Below are 18,091 nucleotides of genomic sequence, written 5' to 3' on the forward strand. Positions count from 1 at the left end.
AAGGGGCATGAGCCAGCATCAGCGGCGCCGGCAAATCGTCGAGCTTCTGCTCAGCCGTCAGGATGAAATTACAGCCGGAGAAATCGCCTCCGAAATCGGCGTCAGCACGAGAACCGTTCACAGGGAACTAGCCGAGCTGGAGGCCATCTTGGAATCGCTCGGCTTGACGCTGAAGAAAAAAACAGGTAAAGGCATTCAACTGCAGGGAGACCCTGAACGGCTGGATGCGTTAAGAAGGACCATTCACGGCGAAACCGTTCTTGAATATACGGCCCACGAACGAAAGCTTTACATTTTGTGCATGCTTCTAACTGAAGATGAGCCCGTCAAGCTGTTTACGCTATCGCATGAGCTTGGCGTTTCGATCCCGACGGTCACGCACGACTTGAACGAGCTGGACGAGATGATCCTGAAGGCGAACCTTCTCCTTGTGCGGCGAAGAGGATACGGCGTGGAGCTGACCGGAGCGGAGGCGGGTAAGCGAAGACTGATCCGCTTGCTGGCGATGCAATACCTGGACGAATCCGATTTGTTCGGCAAAAATCCTCCGTCCCCGCAATCCGCGGAAGGGAAGCTGCTGGCGCTTATCGGCAAGGAGCATTTTGCCAAGGTAGAGGCTGCGCTTTGGCATGCCGAGGAGATCGGAGTCAGCAAGCTGGAGGAAGCGGAGTATATGCGGCTTCTGATCGGTATCTCGATTGCCATCGCCCGAATGGGGCAGGGCAAGCATGTGGAGCTGAACGCAGAGCATGGCTCGATGCAGGATAAAGAGCTGGTGTCCCGAATCGTTCGCGAGCTGACGGAAACGATCCCTGCCGAGTTTACAACGGCGGAAATTGCCCATATCGCTTCGCTGCTTGAGCCTAAAAACGCTGCCGCGGATCCCAACGAGCTGCTTCCGGCGGAAGAGCTGTATTACATGGAAATCGTGCGGAAGCTGATTCGCAATATGGAGCGGCGCAGCGGCAGCCGCTTCAGCGAGGACCGGACGCTCAGAGACGGCTTGCTCCGCCATCTGGAATCCGCGATCAAGCGGCTTCGTTCGGGCGCACGTATACGCAACCCGCTGCTGGGGCAAATCAAGAAAGATTATGAAGAGTTGTTCGATACGATTCGTCTGGCGGTCGATGAGACGATGCCGGATCTGGATGTGCCGGACGAGGAAATTGGCTTTCTCGTTATGCATTTCGGGGCATCGCTGGAAAGGCAGAAACAGTTTGGACGCAGCGTCAGAGCGTTTATCGTATGCACAAGCGGGATAGGAACGTCGAATATGCTCGCCGTCCGGCTGACCAACGAGCTGCCGCAGGTGGAGATTGTCGGCCACGCCTCATGGTTTGAAGCGGCGCGCATACCGGAAAGCGAATACGATCTGATTATTTCCACCATAGACCTGCCTCTGCCGGAGCATCGGTACATGAAGTTAAGCCCGCTGCTGACGAAGGAAGAAGCGGAGCGGCTGCGGTTGTTTATCCAGAATGTGACGCTGCAGCATCAAAGGGAGGCCGGGGTTCAGGAAGAAAAGCAGCCGGCTGCGCACAAGATGGATCGGATCCGGCGGTATATGGACGAAATCGGCAAGATTATCGATCAATTCGCCGTTTACGAGCTGGAGCAGCCGTTTACCGGGTTGCAGGCTACGCTGGAGGCCATGTGCGGGTATGTCCAGCGAGCCGGAACGATCGAAGAGGTGGGGCCGATTGTCCAGCTTTTGCTGGAGCGGGAGAGGCAAAGCAGCCAAATCATCCCCGATTTGGGCATCGCGCTTTTTCATATTCGAAGCGAAAAGGTGAAGGCCCCCTCCTTTACATTGTTCAGGTTGAAAGAAGATTTGCAAATTCATGATAAGGGGCCTACCGGGGTCAGGCAATTGCTGCTCATGCTCGGACCGAAGGAGCTTTCCAAGGAGAGTCTCGAGGTGCTTAGCGAAATCAGCTCGTTCCTGATCAACCCCGAGATGATCGAGCTGCTCAAAACGGGCAGTCAGGCCGAGATCAAGCAGTTTTTGTCGGAAGAGCTGGCTGTTTTTGTGGGGAACAAAAAATAATTCGGAACAAGGGAGAGAACCGACTATGAGCATACTGTCTGCAGATAAAGTGAAATTGAACGCTCAGCCTAAAGATAAATTCGAAGCGATCCGCATGGCGGGACAGCTTCTTGTCGATGCCGGTCATGCCTCGGCAGCTTACATCGACAAAATGATCGAACGCGAGCAAACGCTGTCCACCTATATGGGCAACGGGCTGGCGATTCCGCACGGAACGCAGGATTCCAAATCACTCATTCAATCCACGGGATTGTCGATTGTGCAAATTCCGCAGGGCGTCGATTTCGGAGACGGCGAAAAGGCAACTCTTGTCATCGGCATTGCGGCCGCTGGCGGCGAGCATTTGGACATTTTAACCAATGTGGCCATGGTTTGCTCCGAAGACGAAAATATCGAGCGGATTCAAAACGCGTCGACACCCGAGGAAATGATCCGCATTTTCGAAAGCGGGATGAACTCATGAAAGCTTTACATTTTGGCGCAGGAAACATCGGCAGAGGTTTTATCGGGCTCGTTTTATCCCAAGCGGGTTATGAAGTCTGTTTCTCCGATGTGAACGACAGCTTGGTCGAGCTGCTGCGGGAGAAGCGGGCGTATACAGTTCGTTTGGCGAATGCGGCACAGGAAACGTTCCGGGTATCGAATGTCACGGCGATTAATGGGAAAAACCCGGAGGATGTCGCGGAAGCGGTCGCTCAAGCGGATTTGGTCACGACGGCCGTGGGCGTGAACATACTTAAGCATATTGCCGAAGGGATCGCCCAAGGTTTAGCCAAACGTGCGCAGCGCGGCGCCGCCCCACTCCATATTATTGCTTGCGAAAATGCGATCGGAGGCAGCAGTCAGCTGAAGGAGCATATATACGGCCATTTAAGCCCGGAGCTCCGCGAATATGCAGACCGAAACGCCGCTTTCCCGGATTCGGCCGTCGATCGGATCGTTCCGATCCAAACGAATGAGGACCCGCTCGAGGTCAAAGTCGAGCCTTTTTACGAGTGGGTGGTGGACGAATCGCAAACGATACCGGGCTTTCACCGCATCGAAGGCGTTCATTACGTTTCCGAGCTGGAGCCTTACATTGAACGCAAGCTGTTCACCGTCAATACCGGACATTGCTTCGCGGCATATATGGGTTACCTGCAGGGCTTCGGCACGATTCAAGAAGCGATGGCGAACTCTGAAATCGCCGCAAACGTTCGGCATACAATGGAAGAGACAGGTGCTCTGCTCGTCAAGAAATATGGTTTTGACCGCGAGGAGCATCAGCAATATATAGATACCATTTTAGACCGTTTTGCAAATCCGTATTTGACCGACCACATCGAACGGATCGGCCGTTCGCCGATTCGCAAAATATCCCGCAACGACCGCTTTGTCCGCCCTGCTCTGCAGGCTTTCGAATTGGGGCTGCCTACGCAATACTTGACGATGGCGATCGCCGCGGCGCTTTTGTTTGATGTGGCGGCCGATCCGGAAGCGATGGAAATTCAGCGTTCGTTAAGCGAAGATGGTCTTGGCCAAACGATAACCAAGTATACGTCGCTCGGCAAGGAGCACCCGCTGCATGCCGACATCGCCCGCCAATACGGTTTTTTGAAAAGATAGGAGGGATTGCAGTGGACAAAATAACGACCTATCGGTTGTCCGGCATCGCGGCGTCGCCCGGATTCGCTATCGGCAAAGCTTACCGCCTGCAGCAGGAGCCGTATGTTCCCGCTGAGGGCAAGGCCGCCGACATTCAAAACGAACTGGAACGGTTTCGCAGGGCGGTGGACCTGGCAAGACAGGAGCTGGAGAAGATCCGCAGCATGACGGAAGCCCGGATGGGTGCGGCCAAAGCGGAGATTTTCGAGGCGCACCTCATGCTGCTGGAGGACCCGGATTTGATCGATGCCATCATCGATAAAATAGAAAATGAAGGCGCAAACGCTGAGTTTGCGCTGTACGAAGTATCGAGCGGCTTCATCGAAGCGCTCAGTTCGATGGATAACGAGCTGCTGCGCGAGCGCGCAGCCGATGTGCGCGATGTGTCCGGACGAATCATGAGCGGTTTGCGGGGAGTCCCGTATGCTTCCGTTTCATCGATTCATGAGCCGTGTGTGCTCGTGGCGGAGGATTTAACGCCTTCGGATACGGCGCAGCTGAACCTCGATTATGTTCTCGGTTTTGTGACCGAAATCGGCAGCCGTACCTCTCACTCGGCGATTATGGCACGTTCCCTGGAGGTGCCGGCCATAGTGGGAGCGGGCCAAGAGGCGGGGCGGATCGAAACGGGCACCCCGGTGATCCTGGACGCGCTGGAAGGCACGGTGATCGTGGATCCGACCGCCGAGGAGCTGTCGATGTATCAAGCCCGCAAAGCGGAATACGATGAACGTAGACGCGAGCTGCGCAAGCTGCTGGATGAACCGACCTTATCGCAAGACGGTCATCGCGTAGAGCTTGCGGCCAATATTGGCAGCGTGGAAGATTTGCAGAAAGTGCTTGAAAACGGAGCGGAAGGTATCGGGCTGCTCAGGACGGAATTTTTATACATGGGCCGCAGCAGCCTTCCCGGCGAAGAGGAGCAGTTTCAGGTTTACAAGCATGTGCTCGAGCGGATGAACGGGAAACCTGTCGTCATCCGTACGCTCGATATCGGTGGAGATAAAGAGCTGCCGTATATGAAGCTTCCGGAGGAAAGCAACCCGTTTCTCGGGCTGCGCGCCGTACGCTTATGTCTCAGCAAGCCCGACTTGTTTCGCACCCAACTGAGAGCTCTGTTTCGCGCGAGCGTCTACGGAAACTTGAAGATCATGTTTCCGATGATTGCCGTAAGAGAGGAGCTTCTCGAGGCGAAGCGTCTGCTGCAGGAAGAAAAGGAAAAGCTGATTCGCGAAGGAACGCAGGTATCCGATTCGATTGAAGTCGGCATCATGATAGAAATTCCCGCCGCGGCGCTGGCCGCCGATCAGTTGGTCAAGGAAGTCGACTTTTTCAGCATCGGCACCAATGACTTGATTCAATATACGATGGCTGCAGACCGGATGAACGAAAATGTGTCGTATTTATATCAGCCATGCCACCCGTCGATTTTGCGATTGATCCGTATGGTGATTCAAGCGGCGGAGAAGGAAGGCAAATGGGTAGGCATGTGCGGGGAAATGGCCGGGGATGAAAACGCGGTTCCGATTTTGCTCGGCATGGGCCTCCACGAGTTCAGCATGAGCGCAGGGTCGATTTTACCGACAAGGGCGCTTATCAAAAGGCTGAGCCGTCGGGAGTGGGCCGATTATTCGGAGCAAGTACTTGCTATGAGCAGTAATGACAGCATCGTTCAATTCGTAAAGCAAAAGACAAGGAGTGACCTGACATGATATCGCAAACTTATACGGTACTTAATCCATCCGGTTTTCACGCGCGTCCGACCAAGGAATTCGTGCAAACCGCAGGCACTTTTCCGTGCAAGGTCAGTGTGATGAAAGGTGGCAAGAAAGTAAACGGCAAAAGCTCGCTCAGCATGCTGACGCTGGGGATTCAGAAAAACGACGAGGTCACGCTGGAAGTGGACGGCGAGCAGGAGGAGCAGGCACTCAGCCAGCTGGGCGGACTTCTTACGAAAATATTCGAGGAATAGGAATAATGCCAAAAGCATCGACCATGGGGTTGGTGCTTTTTTGTTTCTTGGGAAATTATGGATGGTTCCCTGTAATCTAATAGCAATAACTCACATACGCTTAGATAATAATTCAAAAGTGTGGTGGGTATTTTGTTTGACGAATCCGTACGACCTTATTTGATAACCAGAAAGCTATCGCCGGAAAATCAAGAAACGCCCTTTCACTTTACAAATCTGGCGAGTATACCTGAAGAGCTGCTGTACAGAAGAAATCATTTCGCTTATCCGCCAATTCATCAGGAATCATTCCGCATATCTATTCTCGGCGAAGTCGCCCGACCGCGTACGCTTGACTACGATTTTATTCGGTCCCTGCCACCAAGGACAGTTGCAGTCGTGTTGGAATGTGCAGGAAACAAGCGTTCATTTTTCAAACCGAAAACATTCGGCGAACAATGGGAAAGAGGAGCTGTAGGCCAAGGCATCTGGAAAGGTGTTTCCCTATCTTATTTGCTTCAATTAGCGGGTATAAAACCGTCGGCCCAGGAAGTCGTTGTGGAAGGCTGGGATGCGGGAAGCCGCGACGATATGCCGGGAATTTTTTCTTATGCGCGAAGTATCCCGATCCAAAAAGCGATGCAATCGGATACGATCCTTGCTTATGAATTTAACGGCCGGCCCTTAACGTGGAGACATGGATTTCCCGTCAGACTTATCGTTCCACATTGGTATGCGATGGCGTCCGTTAAATGGGTAAGAAAAATCATCGTGACCGAATTTCCGTTTCAGGGTCCTTTTCAAACTGTGGATTATCAGATCTACCCGGATAAAGCCAACGAACAAGCAAAATATCCTGTAACGATAATGAATGTCAACTCCTCCATACAAAGACCGCTGGATCGATCAATCATGAGGAAAGGCAAGCATTATATTCAGGGGATTGCATGGACGGGGTTGGGAGAGGTCCGCCAAGTGGAACTCAGTTTTGATGGAGGGGATACATGGGTGACGGCCAGAATCGGAAGAACCCCTGTTCAACCGGCTTCTTGGGTACACTGGGGGTATGAATGGGACGTCAATCGGGCCGGGGAATATTTAATTATCTCGAGAGCCGGGGATACATACGGCCGAGTCCAGCCGATGACGGCCCATTGGAATCGCAAGGGCTACTCTTATAACGCAGCAGATCAAGTGAATGTAACCGTAGAGTAGATTGTGAATGGTATCCCAGCTCCCATTGACAGATTCATTAAATTTCGTCATGATTTTGGTTATTGGGAAATTTCCTAAATTTTGCCGAAGCGAGCGTGCCCATGAGATTCCTGTCACTTCTATTGTCTTTCTTATTCATCTTGCTGCTATCCTCATGTAAAGAACAACCGAGCCCTAATGCAACAGTTACGCCCACCTCAGGAAATATAAATCAAAGCAATGTTGAATCTAAAATAAATCAATCGGCGAATGACATCGACTCTCGCCAGACGGCAAAAACTCCGGCACCCGGCAATTCGCCGTCACCCACTTCTAAACAATCGGAATCGGCGCAACCAACGTCTATGGTCGGGGATACCATCAAGGAACAATCTTTTAAGGTGAACTTCGAAAATTTAGGGGATTCCGAGTTTATTACGACGGTTGAAAAGGCAGAAGGTAAGGATCGGCTTCATTTTTACATCAAACATGCGAATGCATTGTCGGAATTGAAGTATGAATCCGATTCGGGTTTCCTTTATCCTGAAGTCTCCGCCGTATCTTTCCGGGATGTGAACGGCGACGGGCGCAAGGACATTATCGCGATTGTAAATTACACTACCGGCGCCGGGCGAATGGGAACTATTCCGATTTCCAAGTTACTTATCTTTAAACAGAACGAATCCGGGTTTATTGAGGATTTATCTCTTGAAGAAAAAGCCGAAGCCGGTGCCCCCTACCGGATCATGACCGTTCAGGATGTTATGACCGGTCTGAAAACCGATTCCAAAGATGGCGTATCCAAAGCATGGCAGCGCGTGATTCCCGGAGAGTACATATTGGAGGGAAGCAACGAGTTACACGGCTCTACCTTGACCATCAAAAAAGCTTCGGGTACGGGGCTTTCTTTCAGTCTGGACGCTTTTTATGCAACTAATAAAGAAGCTATCCAGCGAGGAGGGGTCAATATCGGCAATATCGATAATGGGGAAGCAACTCCCCAACATTCGGAAATGGTTTTCACCGATACAAGTTCAGGGTACGAACTATCCTTCTCCTTACTCTCAAATAATGAGATTTACTTGCAGGATAACGGTAAGCCCTATTACGGGCATAACGTTAGTGTAAACGGGGCGTACTCACTCAAAAAGAAATGATGCGGATTTATAAAGAATAATGTCCCCATCTACAAAAGCATAGGGACCTAATTAGCGCACGTTATTTATTAATTAGCGCTTTCCGATCGACAGCTTGGGGCGGTTGTTCCAACCACCCGTGATCGATCAAAATGTTTGCGCCATCTTCGACATAATTTCCAACTTCCAATATGAAACGTCCATATTTTTCCGCGATATCGTGTCTTGCACTCATCGACAATGCATTGGCATAGGCTCTTATCCTTACTGTAAACATATCCAATTTGTGGAACAACATCAATTTATCTGAAAACGGAGCCGAAGTCGAGGTTGTCACCAACGGATCCAATATAGGGGCGGCCGATAAATCTTCATGCTGAAGAATCTGACTGAATATATCATAATGTTTGGTGGCGATTTCCTTGCCTCTAAGAAAGTAATCCCTGGCTTGTTCCGACTGTGCCACCTGGCTGAATCCGATTAAAACGGTTTTACTCGTCGCGTTGTTTTCAATGTTATCGTAAAGATGCGTTATTTCCAAGGCTTGCAGCGGCCGCACCTCTCCAAAGAAACCGTTCAGATAACTTTGTTTCTCGATAAAATCGACTTTATCGGGATACGGAATATAACTGGGTTTGGTCAGCAAGCCTTTCTTTAACATGACCTCGTTCAGCTCATTGAAAAATTTAACCGTCAAATCGACACATTGGGTAAAAAAAGATCGGATATCCGGTCTGGTTACCAGTGGGACGGCAATTCCATAAAGGCTAATCCCCGCTTTACCGACATATTTCAAATAGTGAAGATAAAATTCGTCTTCAAACAGCCTGGGCGCCCCCGGATTAACGTCCTCTTCCGTAAACCCTTTTGGAATCGGGTAATTTTCTTGCTCGAATATTTGCTTGATGGATTGTACGAACTGCTCGGACAAACGGAGAGCGTTTTCCAATACCTTTTTGATCTCCTGATCCTCCACGTGGTTCAGCATATGACTCAAAACACATATAGACATGGTGTTCCCAATATAGGTCGCCCAAAGTTTTCCCTGCTCAGCGGAAGTCAGCTTCTCATGAGTTTGGTTTTCATTGTTCTGTCGTTGATTTGACGATGGGAGTTTAATTGGTTTGATCGTCTCCATTATGAAGCCTCCGTTCATAGATTTCCCAGTTATTCTCGCCTTTTTTACCCTGAAATATGTTTCCTGTTTATGGATGATCCTTAGATTGCAGTCTCCTTGTGCACGCGGATTTCATCCATATCCCTATGCCAATACCGAAGAAGCAAAACAGCATAGGCAGCCAGACCGGGCCGAATAACACTCCAAAAATCCTTAAGTTTGGCGAATAGATCACGCCAACTGTTGCGAAATATGCAGCGAAAGCAAAGGGGAAGGCGGAATAGGGCGGTATATTTCCCGCAAAGGTGTCCCGGTACGCATCATAAATGGCAAACATGTACACACACGGGTAAAACATGAGCCATTGATAATCGGTCGATTGAATGGCTTTTTGAATCTCGCCTTGAAAACTTTCAATAATTATCCTGTTCAAGCCGGATTGTTGATTCACGGTGAATTCGAGGATAAGAAAGGTTAATCCCTTTATCATCTTTCCGTTTAAAAATTGTCCAAATCCGGGTAGGGCAATACTCCATAAAATTTTTTCAATCGCTGCCCTTTTTATCATAGTGGCACTTTCCTATCCTTTAACATTAGTGTCCCAAGCGATTGTTTGATGATTTTTAGTTAGGTTTCCCTGGGAGTAAACATTCAAAAACAGGGAAAATATGGTTAATTTTGTTTACAAAAAATTCATCTGAAATTGATCGCCAATTTACACAATTCGCCTATCATACTTTATGTATCATAAAGTTTCGCGCGAAGAGTGGAGACTAGGAGAAAACTCGGAGCGAAAACGGCCTTGAAACGGTTGTTTTTGCTCTTTGTTTTTTCAGTCTCCTTTTTTATTTACCCTGGCAGAGAACTTCCATCCTAGAGAGGAGAACCTTATGTCGTTTTACAGAAAAATAGCCATCGTATTGGCAACCTTATGGCTGTTTGCCGCGATGGGAACAGCCGAGGCCCATTTCAGCTCCACGGGGTATTCGGATATTACGGTGGGGGAGAAAACGCTGCACTATAGCTTATTTTTGCTGGATCGCGAGCTGCTGGAGGCTGAGCCGGATATCGACCTGGATCGCGACGGAAAGGTTTCGGAGAGCGATTTGTCCGGCTCCGCCGAGAAATTGACCCGGCTCGTCAATGACCGGCTTGTTGTGACGGGCAACGGCAAGCTCGCTGCAGGCAAAGTTACGGCGGCAAGTCTTGCGATGAAAGCGAAAATGTCGATGGCCCAAATCGATGTCCGGTACGAATTTCCCGATGCCGTGCAGCGGTATATGGTCCAGTACAACTTTTATGACGGCACGAACCCCGACCATCGAAGCTTTGCCACAATCAAGCTGGGAGAGCAAACCATCGTTCAGGTTATTAACAGCAATAATAATATCATCCAAATCGAGGGCAAGGCGGCGGTCGGACAAGCGCCGGAGTCTTCGCCAGCACCGGGGGCACCGCAAGCGCAATCGAACGCATCATGGACGACGCAGCTTCGCGAGTTCACGTATATGGGGATGAAGCATATATGGTCGGGACCCGATCATCTGCTGTTTCTGCTCGGCCTGCTGCTTGCGGCCGGCATGGTCGGCAAGACCGGATGGACGACGCTGAAGCTGGTTACGGCGTTTACCGTCGGTCACAGCATCACGTTGATCCTGTCTGCGCTTGAGCTGGCGTCGCTATCTCCGGTCCTCGTGGAGCCGTTAATTGCATTAAGCATCATCTATATTGCGGCAGAGAATATATTCCGCAAATCGGATGACGGCAACAAACGGATCGGGATCACGTTTTATTCGGGCTCGTGCACGGCTTCGGATTTGCGGAGATTCTCCACGGCACGATGGCGGGAAATATCGCGCTGCCGCTGTTCTCCTTCAACCTGGGGGTCGAGATCGGCCAGATCGCCGTACTGCTGGTTGCCGTCCCCGCCATCTGGGCCGTGCGCAAGCTGATCTCACGTCCCATTTGGACCTATGGCTTGTCTTCATTCATCGGCATCATGGGCCTGTACTGGTTTGTTGAGCGCGTCATATTTTAACCGACTAACATGAGAGAGAGGAAAGCAAACATGAAGAAAGCGAGCAAATGGATTTCTGTCGTCACATTATGGTGCATGCTGTTCAGCTTACTAACGCCGGGCAGCTTTGCAGCGGCGGAAGGTTCGAGTCCATCCGGACCCGAGCTGTTTGTGACGGAAATATTGCCGGATAACGTAGGAACGGACAATTACGAGTATTTTGAGGTGTACAACAATTCGAATCAAACGCTTCTGTTGAATGATTATACGTTTCTGTACCGCTATCCGAATCCGGCTACAAGCCCGGATTTAACATTTACATTTGCCGCAAATACGACTCTTGGTCCGCAGCAGCTCATGGTATTTTGGTACAATAATGCCAGCCCGAAAAAGACGCTTAGCGATTTCAACAACATGTATGGCGTAAATCTCAGTGCAGGTCAAATAGTCGAAGTAAGCGGGAGCGGCTTCAGCGGATTTGCCAATACTGCTTCCCGTACCGTAGTCATTAAAAATAAACAAGGTACGGAAATTTCGAAGTCCACTTATGCCGCAAGCGATATCAGCGTTGGCAAAAGCGCACAGTTCAGGCTGCCGGCAAGCGGAATTCAGACGGAATTATATCTGGCTAATTCGACCCCTACACCAGGCTCAGCTGACCCGCAGCAGCTTTTGCCCGTCTCTTCGGGAAATCAGCCTCCGGTTATCGAACATACGCCCGTGACCCAAGGACAGGCGAACGCAGATCTGACCATTACGGCAAGTGTATACGATCCGGACGATACGGTGACGGCATCGGTTTATTACAAGCTGGCGTCGCAGACCACTTTCACCTCATTGCCGATGAGTCCCGCAGCGGGGTCGAATTATACGGCTACCATAGCCAAAAGCGTACTGACCGAGCCTGAGTTAAACTATTATATTCAAGCCAAAGGCGGGTCTGATACGGTTACGACAAGCACTTATAGCGTTGCGATCGAGTTGTCCTCATTCGATTACTCCAAGGTGCCCGGTCTTCTGGTCACAGAACTTGTGCCGGATTCCTCGAATGTCGGCTCCGCAGACGGCTATGAATTTATCGAGATTTACAACAATACACCCCAGTCCGTGGAACTGCGGGATTACAAGATTTTATACCGGTATACCAATTCTTCGTCGGCAGACGGAGTATGGGAGCTTCCGGGGCAAGCGGTCATTCCGCCTGGCAAAGCCATCGTGCTTTGGATCATGAACGGCAGCAACAATCAGCTGACCGCGGCAGACTTCAACGCGAACTACGGAACCGCTCTAGTGGAAAATACGGAGCTTGTCCGGATCGACGGCGGGGGCGGCATGGCCAACGGCGGTAAACGGAAAATCGTTGTCGCCTCCAAGGCAGGAGTCGAAGTATCGGAGGCTTACTATGATAACGATGAGCAAACCGTAGCCAATAAAGGGGTATTTTACCGGTACCCGGTGGATGGGTCCAATAGAATGAGCTTGCAGGAGCAAACGACGGGCAAAAATGTGGCGACCCCAGGCAGCGTCGAACCGGCTCTTCTGCCTGCGCAGCCGGCCGGTCCGCTGAACAAGCTCCCTGTTATCGAGCATACGCCGGTGACTAAAGGCAGTGTCGATCAGGATTTGCCGGTAAGCGCCCGGATTACCGACCCGGACAACGGGACCGTAACGGCGGTGGTTTATTATAAACCCGCAAGCGCAGCGGATTTCCAGTCCGTGGCGATGACGGTCGGAAGCGACCATCAATATTCGGCCAGCATTCCGAAGCAGGTTTTTGCTGACACGGAGCTGCAATACTTCCTGCAGGTGAACGACGGAAAAGATACGCTTAAGACCGTAACCTATAACGTCCAAATGGATACCGGAAGCGTGGATTATTCCCGCATTCCGCCGCTGTTGGTGACAGAACTTGTGCCGGATTCCTCGAATGTCGGCTCCGCAGACGGCTATGAATTTATCGAGATTTACAACAATACGGATCAAACGATCAATTTCAAGGATTATAAAATTCAATACCGCTATACCGACTCCGGTCCCGATGCGGATGTCGTTTGGCCGACCGATCGGGAAGATCTCCTTATTCCGTCGCGGAAAACGCTTGTATTCTGGGTCATTAACTCGCAAAATACGGAGAAAACGGTAGCCGACTTCAACGCTCTTTACGGCACCAACCTTGTCGAAAACACAGATATCGTGAAAATTTACAGCGGCGGCATGGCCAACGGAGGAAAACGGGGGATTGTCATCGCCACCAATACCCGCACGGAAATTTCCGCCGCTTATTACGATACCGATGAGGAAACCGTTGCGAACAAAGGGATTTTCTACAAATACGCGCCGACGGGCGCGTCGCAGATGATCAAATACAGCGCCGGCTTGCTGCCGGCAACGCCGGGCAAAGTCGAGCCGGTTCAGGTGCCTATCGTACCGGCCACGCTGCCTGTGGATACGGTAAACCCCACCTTCAACAACTTGACGGACAAGACGGCTATCGACCAGTCGGAGAACTTGGAGATCGTCGGGGAGGCTCACGACGAGAATCGGGTAAAGACCGTTGCGCTGTTCTATAAAACCAATCAGCAGGCTGAATTTACGAAACGTTATTTGACGGAAAGCTTTGCCGATACGTATTATCATTACAAAGTTTACGCTCCGGAGTTAATCGGAAGAGAATATCTGGATTATTATTTTGTGATCTCGGACGGCAAAAACGAAATTACAACCGGCACATACCGTGTGCAAATAACCGGCGGGATGGACCATTCGGACTTGCGTCTGAATGTGAAGGACGGCGACATATTCGGCGGCACCCGCATTCTGAAGGGAACTTCGGAGCACGCGCCGGCGTCCGAGCTGCGGCTGTCGATCGATCAGGACGTAATGGAAGCGGGTGTTTATACCGCTCTTGAACAAGACGCTTACTTTGCTTTCGACGTGACCGGCGTCAACTATTATTTCAAGAACGGCGTTACAATCGGGCAGGAAATTCTTTATACGTTCGACGATACGATTAACGATTTCGTGACTTTGACGGTCCCCATTCAGGCGGATCGGCTTAAGAACGGAAGCAATGTAATTTCCATTCGGGCCGGCACGAAAGCATCGCCGTTCGATGACCGCAAGGAGGAGAACAAGGACGATTTCGATGTGCGTAATGTCCGTCTAGTTCTTGCGGACGGGACGGAGCTTTATGACTCGCGGTTCTCGAATCGGGATGCGGTCATCAAGATGGGAGACAGCGAAGGCAAGTACCCGGTCATTGATTTCGACTTTGTCATTCCGGCAGAGAAGCTTGCTTCCAAAGCCTATGCGTGGGATACCCGCCAAATGGCGGACGGCAATCACACCATTACGATAAGCCATCCGCAGTATGGATCGAAAACGGCGCAGGTCCGCGTGGACAATACCGCTCCGGATATCGCACCTACTGTGGAGGAGGGCAAATCCTACCGAGGAGCGTTCACGATCGATGCGACCGTTACCGATGCGTTGTCCGGTGTATTGAAGACGGAGGCGTGGCTGGATGATAAGGCAATTACTCTGCCTTACAGCACATCTTCCTCGCAAATCAAAGCCGGAGTCCATACGCTGCGCATCAGCGCGACGGATCAGGTAGGCAACGTCAGTCAGAAGGACGTACACTTCGAAACGCCGGTGGAAGATCCCGCCGTACCGGAGCTCGTAACGCCTGCATCGGGTCAAACGGGGGTGAACCGCAATGCCGTTTTGGCGGTTAAAGTAGCCGACCCGCTAAACGATAAATTAAACGTGTCGTTCTTCCAAGGATTTAAATACGATGCCGCGGCTCAAGGCGCTTTCTCGGGCTTCCGTAATGCGGTGGATGTGGAGCCGCCGAAGACGAAAGCTCCGGCCGGAGAAACGCCGTTTGCGCCCGAGGATTACGAGCGTGTTCGTTCGGCCGACGGTGTGTACTTGACGGACGACGCCGTTACGAAATTTCCGTACCAGCGGTTCCAAGTTCAATTGGACGCCTCGGTCAAGGACACCGATTTAATTGAGCTGGAATGGAAAGGGAACTCTCTGGAAGGCCGCAAGGTGAGCATGTACGTGTGGAGCCCGGCCAAGCAAAAGTGGATGACGGTCGATGACAAGGTGGCGGGGAAGGAAGATTTCGAACTCGGCGCATGGATCAAGGCCGGAGACTACGCGGAAGACCGCATGATTCAAGTGCTTGTTCAGGACGAGCTTCCGGTATCGCAGAACCCTTACGATTTCTCCTTCGTCTGGATGTCGGACACCCAGTATTATTCGGAGAGCTATCCTTATATCTATGAGGATATCGTCAAGTGGATTGCCGACAACAAAGAAAGCAACAAAATCAAATACGTCATTCATACGGGCGACATCGTGGACGAAGCGGACAAGCCGATTCAGTGGCAAAGAGCCAACGACAACATGAAGGTGCTGGAGAATGCGGGTATCCCTTACGGCGTGCTGGCCGGCAACCACGATGTTGCAGGCAAGCAGGGGGCGTACGACAATTACTGGCAGTACTTCGGCGAAGACCGGTTCAAGAGCCAGCTGACCTTCGGCGAATCGATCGACAATAACCGCGGCCATTATGATCTGGTGTCGTCGGATGGCAACGATTTTATATTCATATACATGGGCTGGGGCATTCGCGATTCCGATATCGATTGGATGAACGAGGTGCTTGCCAAGTATCCGGACCGCAAGGCTGTGCTGAACTTCCACGAATTCCTGCTTGTTTCCGGCAACCGGGCTCCGATTGCGGATAAAATTTTCGAGCAGGTGGTCAAGAAAAATAAGAATGTGTTTGCCGTATTGTCAGGTCATTATCATGACGCAGAGCTGCTGGTGGACGAACTGGACGACAACGGAGACGGCGTGGGCGACCGCAAAGTCTACCAGATGCTCGCCGACTATCAAGGCGGACCGGAAGGCGGACAAGGCTATATCCGCTTGCTTCAATTCGATATCGCCAACAATAAAATGCATGTCAAGACGTATTCACCCTATATGGATGATTACAACTATTACGATCCTGCCGAATTCCCGGGCAAGGACGAGTTCTCGCTGGATGTGGATTTGACGCCGAAAACGAAGCGGGTCGCCACGGATTATATGAGCGTCAACGTATATACGGACCAACTGATCGGCAAGAACAGCGATGTGTCCAGCGGACAGCAGTCGTCCGTCACTTGGAGGGATTTGGCTGCAAATAAGATATACGGATGGTATGCCGTTGCGGAAGACGCATTTACGGGCAAAAGCATGTCGGATATTTGGAAGTTTGTGACAGGAGATGGCATTTCGGACTTGGCACCGCCAATCTGGACTAACGGCAGCCTGGCGGCCACGAATGTAGGGAAGACGTCATTGAGGCTGAGCTGGACAGGAGCGTCAGATAATGTGGCCGTCACACAGTACAAGCTGTACAAGAACGGCACCGAGCTGGCGACGGTATCCGGAACGGAGTATGAAGTTACCGGCTTAACACGGGATACGGGGTATACGTTTAAAGTGGAAGCCGGTGATGCGGCCGGCAACTGGAGCACGGGAGGACCGGAAGCAGCCGTACGGACGCGGGACGATTCGAAATCGTCAGGCGGCTCGTCTTCGCCCCCTGCGGCTTCATCCCCGGCTGCGGAAACACCGGCGGCCAATCCCGTATCTCACGATAGGGTAGAGGTTAAGGGCAAGGAAACAACCGAAACCCGTACCGACGGTACGACCATTACCAAAGTAACGGTCAGCGCCGAGTCACTGAATGAATCGCTGGCGATGATCGCAGGTCAAAGCAATCCGACGATTTCCATCAAATCCGAATCGCAGGGCAATGTGAAGGTAGAGCTGCCGGCAAGCTCATTGGCAAATATAAAACAAAACGCTCCGGGGACGGTTATCTCGATCCAGAGTGGAAACGCCAGCTACGACTTGCCTTTAAGGGCTATTGACCTAACTGCTCTTGCACAGTCCCTTGGCGTCGATGTCAAGGATATGAAGCTAAGCATCACGATGGAGCAAGTTAGTGGGGATGCTGCACGGAAAATCGAGGATACGGCCAAGCAAACGGGAATCAAGCTGCTCGGTTCCCCCGTCGATTTCTCCGTTTCCGTGGAAGGAAACGGAAAAATGCAGGAAGTGAACGATTTCGGCAGCACTTACGTTTCGCGTACGATCCTGATCCCACAGACGGTAGATAGGGAAAAAACAACGGTCCTCTTGTTCGACCCCGATGCAAGGGAGATGGCCTTTGTACCCGCGAGGTTTACTGCTATGGACGGGAAAACGGTCGCCACCGTCATGAGGAACGGAAACAGCATTTATGCGGTTGTCGAGCTGAATAAGACGTTCGTTGATATGAGCAAACATTGGGCGAAAACGGATGTTGAGCTAATGGCTTCGAAACTGATCGTGAAGGGGATCAGCGAAGAAGCGTTCGGTCCGGATCAGAGCATTACCCGGGCAGAATTTGCCGCTATGATCGTTCGGGCGTTAGGAATTACCGAGAATAAAGGAGCGGCTGAGTTCAGGGATGTATCCGACAAGATTTGGTTTGCAGGAGCGGTCGGAGCAGCCGTGAAAGCGGGGTTGGTCGAAGGGTTCGAGGATGGTAGCTTCAAGCCGGACACCCCTATTACCCGGGAGCAGATGGCTGTCATGGTCGGTCGCGCATTGAATTATGCCGGCAAGTCAGCCGGCGTGACGGGTATGGAAGATAAGCTGCTCGATAGCTTTAAGGACAAAGCGGCGATCAGCGAATGGGCCAGAGCTGCGGTAACGGAAGCCGTGAACGCCAAAATTATTGAAGGAATGGATGGCGGGGCATTCGTCCCATCCGATAAGGCGACTCGCGCTCAAGCGGCCGTCATGATAAAGCGAATGCTGAAGTTCGCGCAATTCATCGATGGATAAGAGATTGATTCCTCCTGACTTAGCAGCATGGAAAAGCGGATCAATGGGAAATATGAAGAGGAATCCCATATATGCCATGTAAGTC

General features: G+C 51.3%; 11 protein-coding genes and 1 pseudogene. 10 read left to right on the forward strand and 2 right to left on the reverse strand.

Annotated features, from left to right (window positions below):
- Window positions 1-7: 7 nt before the first annotated feature.
- From MYS68_RS31440 to MYS68_RS31470, 7 genes are all read left to right on the forward strand, one after another.
- The gene (locus MYS68_RS31440; RefSeq protein WP_248929564.1) at window positions 8-2,047 is read left to right on the forward strand and encodes a BglG family transcription antiterminator; all 2,040 of its coding nucleotides are present in this window, start codon (window positions 8-10) and stop codon (window positions 2,045-2,047) included.
- A gap of 25 nt (window positions 2,048-2,072) precedes the next feature.
- Complete coding sequence (locus MYS68_RS31445; protein WP_248929565.1) at window positions 2,073-2,510, forward strand: PTS mannitol transporter subunit IIA; 438 nt, start codon at window positions 2,073-2,075, stop codon at window positions 2,508-2,510.
- On the forward strand, window positions 2,507-3,652 hold the full coding sequence (locus MYS68_RS31450; protein WP_248929566.1) for a mannitol-1-phosphate 5-dehydrogenase: 1,146 nt from the start codon (window positions 2,507-2,509) through the stop codon (window positions 3,650-3,652). Before MYS68_RS31445 ends, MYS68_RS31450 begins: the two co-directional genes overlap by 4 nt.
- 11 nt (window positions 3,653-3,663) lie before the next feature.
- Entirely contained in the window at window positions 3,664-5,403 is a 1,740-nt protein-coding gene (gene ptsP / locus MYS68_RS31455) for a phosphoenolpyruvate--protein phosphotransferase (RefSeq protein ID WP_248929567.1), read from the forward strand.
- Entirely contained in the window at window positions 5,400-5,663 is a 264-nt protein-coding gene (locus MYS68_RS31460) for an HPr family phosphocarrier protein (protein ID WP_248929568.1), read from the forward strand. Before ptsP ends, MYS68_RS31460 begins: the two co-directional genes overlap by 4 nt.
- A gap of 132 nt (window positions 5,664-5,795) precedes the next feature.
- Window positions 5,796-6,857 carry a sulfite oxidase gene (locus tag MYS68_RS31465; protein ID WP_248929569.1) on the forward strand — a complete coding sequence of 354 codons (1,062 nt, stop codon included), beginning with the start codon at window positions 5,796-5,798 and terminating at the stop codon, window positions 6,855-6,857.
- Window positions 6,858-6,958: 101 nt separating this feature from the next.
- Window positions 6,959-7,993, forward strand: coding sequence for a hypothetical protein (locus MYS68_RS31470; protein WP_248929570.1), 1,035 nt, complete (start codon window positions 6,959-6,961; stop codon window positions 7,991-7,993).
- Window positions 7,994-8,054: 61 nt separating this feature from the next.
- Here MYS68_RS31470 and MYS68_RS31475 read toward each other — a convergent pair whose 3' ends face one another.
- Both MYS68_RS31475 and MYS68_RS31480 read right to left on the reverse strand, forming a co-directional pair.
- The gene (locus tag MYS68_RS31475; protein ID WP_248929571.1) at window positions 8,055-9,110 is read right to left on the reverse strand and encodes a DUF3231 family protein; all 1,056 of its coding nucleotides are present in this window, start codon (window positions 9,108-9,110) and stop codon (window positions 8,055-8,057) included.
- Window positions 9,111-9,177: 67 nt separating this feature from the next.
- Window positions 9,178-9,657: a hypothetical protein gene (locus tag MYS68_RS31480; protein ID WP_248929572.1), complete on the reverse strand. Its 480-nt coding sequence runs from the start codon at window positions 9,655-9,657 to the stop codon at window positions 9,178-9,180.
- Between the two features lie 940 nt (window positions 9,658-10,597).
- Here MYS68_RS31480 and MYS68_RS39200 point away from each other — a divergent pair.
- The 3 genes and pseudogenes from MYS68_RS39200 to MYS68_RS31490 form a co-directional block, all read left to right on the forward strand.
- Window positions 10,598-10,831: pseudogene (locus MYS68_RS39200) on the forward strand (HupE/UreJ family protein); the annotation flags it as partial.
- 98 nt (window positions 10,832-10,929) lie between these two features.
- Window positions 10,930-11,127 carry a HupE/UreJ family protein gene (locus MYS68_RS39205; protein WP_420852172.1) on the forward strand — a complete coding sequence of 66 codons (198 nt, stop codon included), beginning with the start codon at window positions 10,930-10,932 and terminating at the stop codon, window positions 11,125-11,127.
- A 30-nt stretch (window positions 11,128-11,157) separates the two neighbouring features.
- Window positions 11,158-18,006, forward strand: coding sequence for an S-layer homology domain-containing protein (locus MYS68_RS31490; RefSeq protein WP_248929574.1), 6,849 nt, complete (start codon window positions 11,158-11,160; stop codon window positions 18,004-18,006).
- Window positions 18,007-18,091: the final 85 nt, after the last annotated feature.

The organism is Paenibacillus hamazuiensis (genome assembly GCF_023276405.1).
In the GTDB taxonomy this organism is placed as follows: domain Bacteria; phylum Bacillota; class Bacilli; order Paenibacillales; family NBRC-103111; genus Paenibacillus_AF; species Paenibacillus_AF hamazuiensis.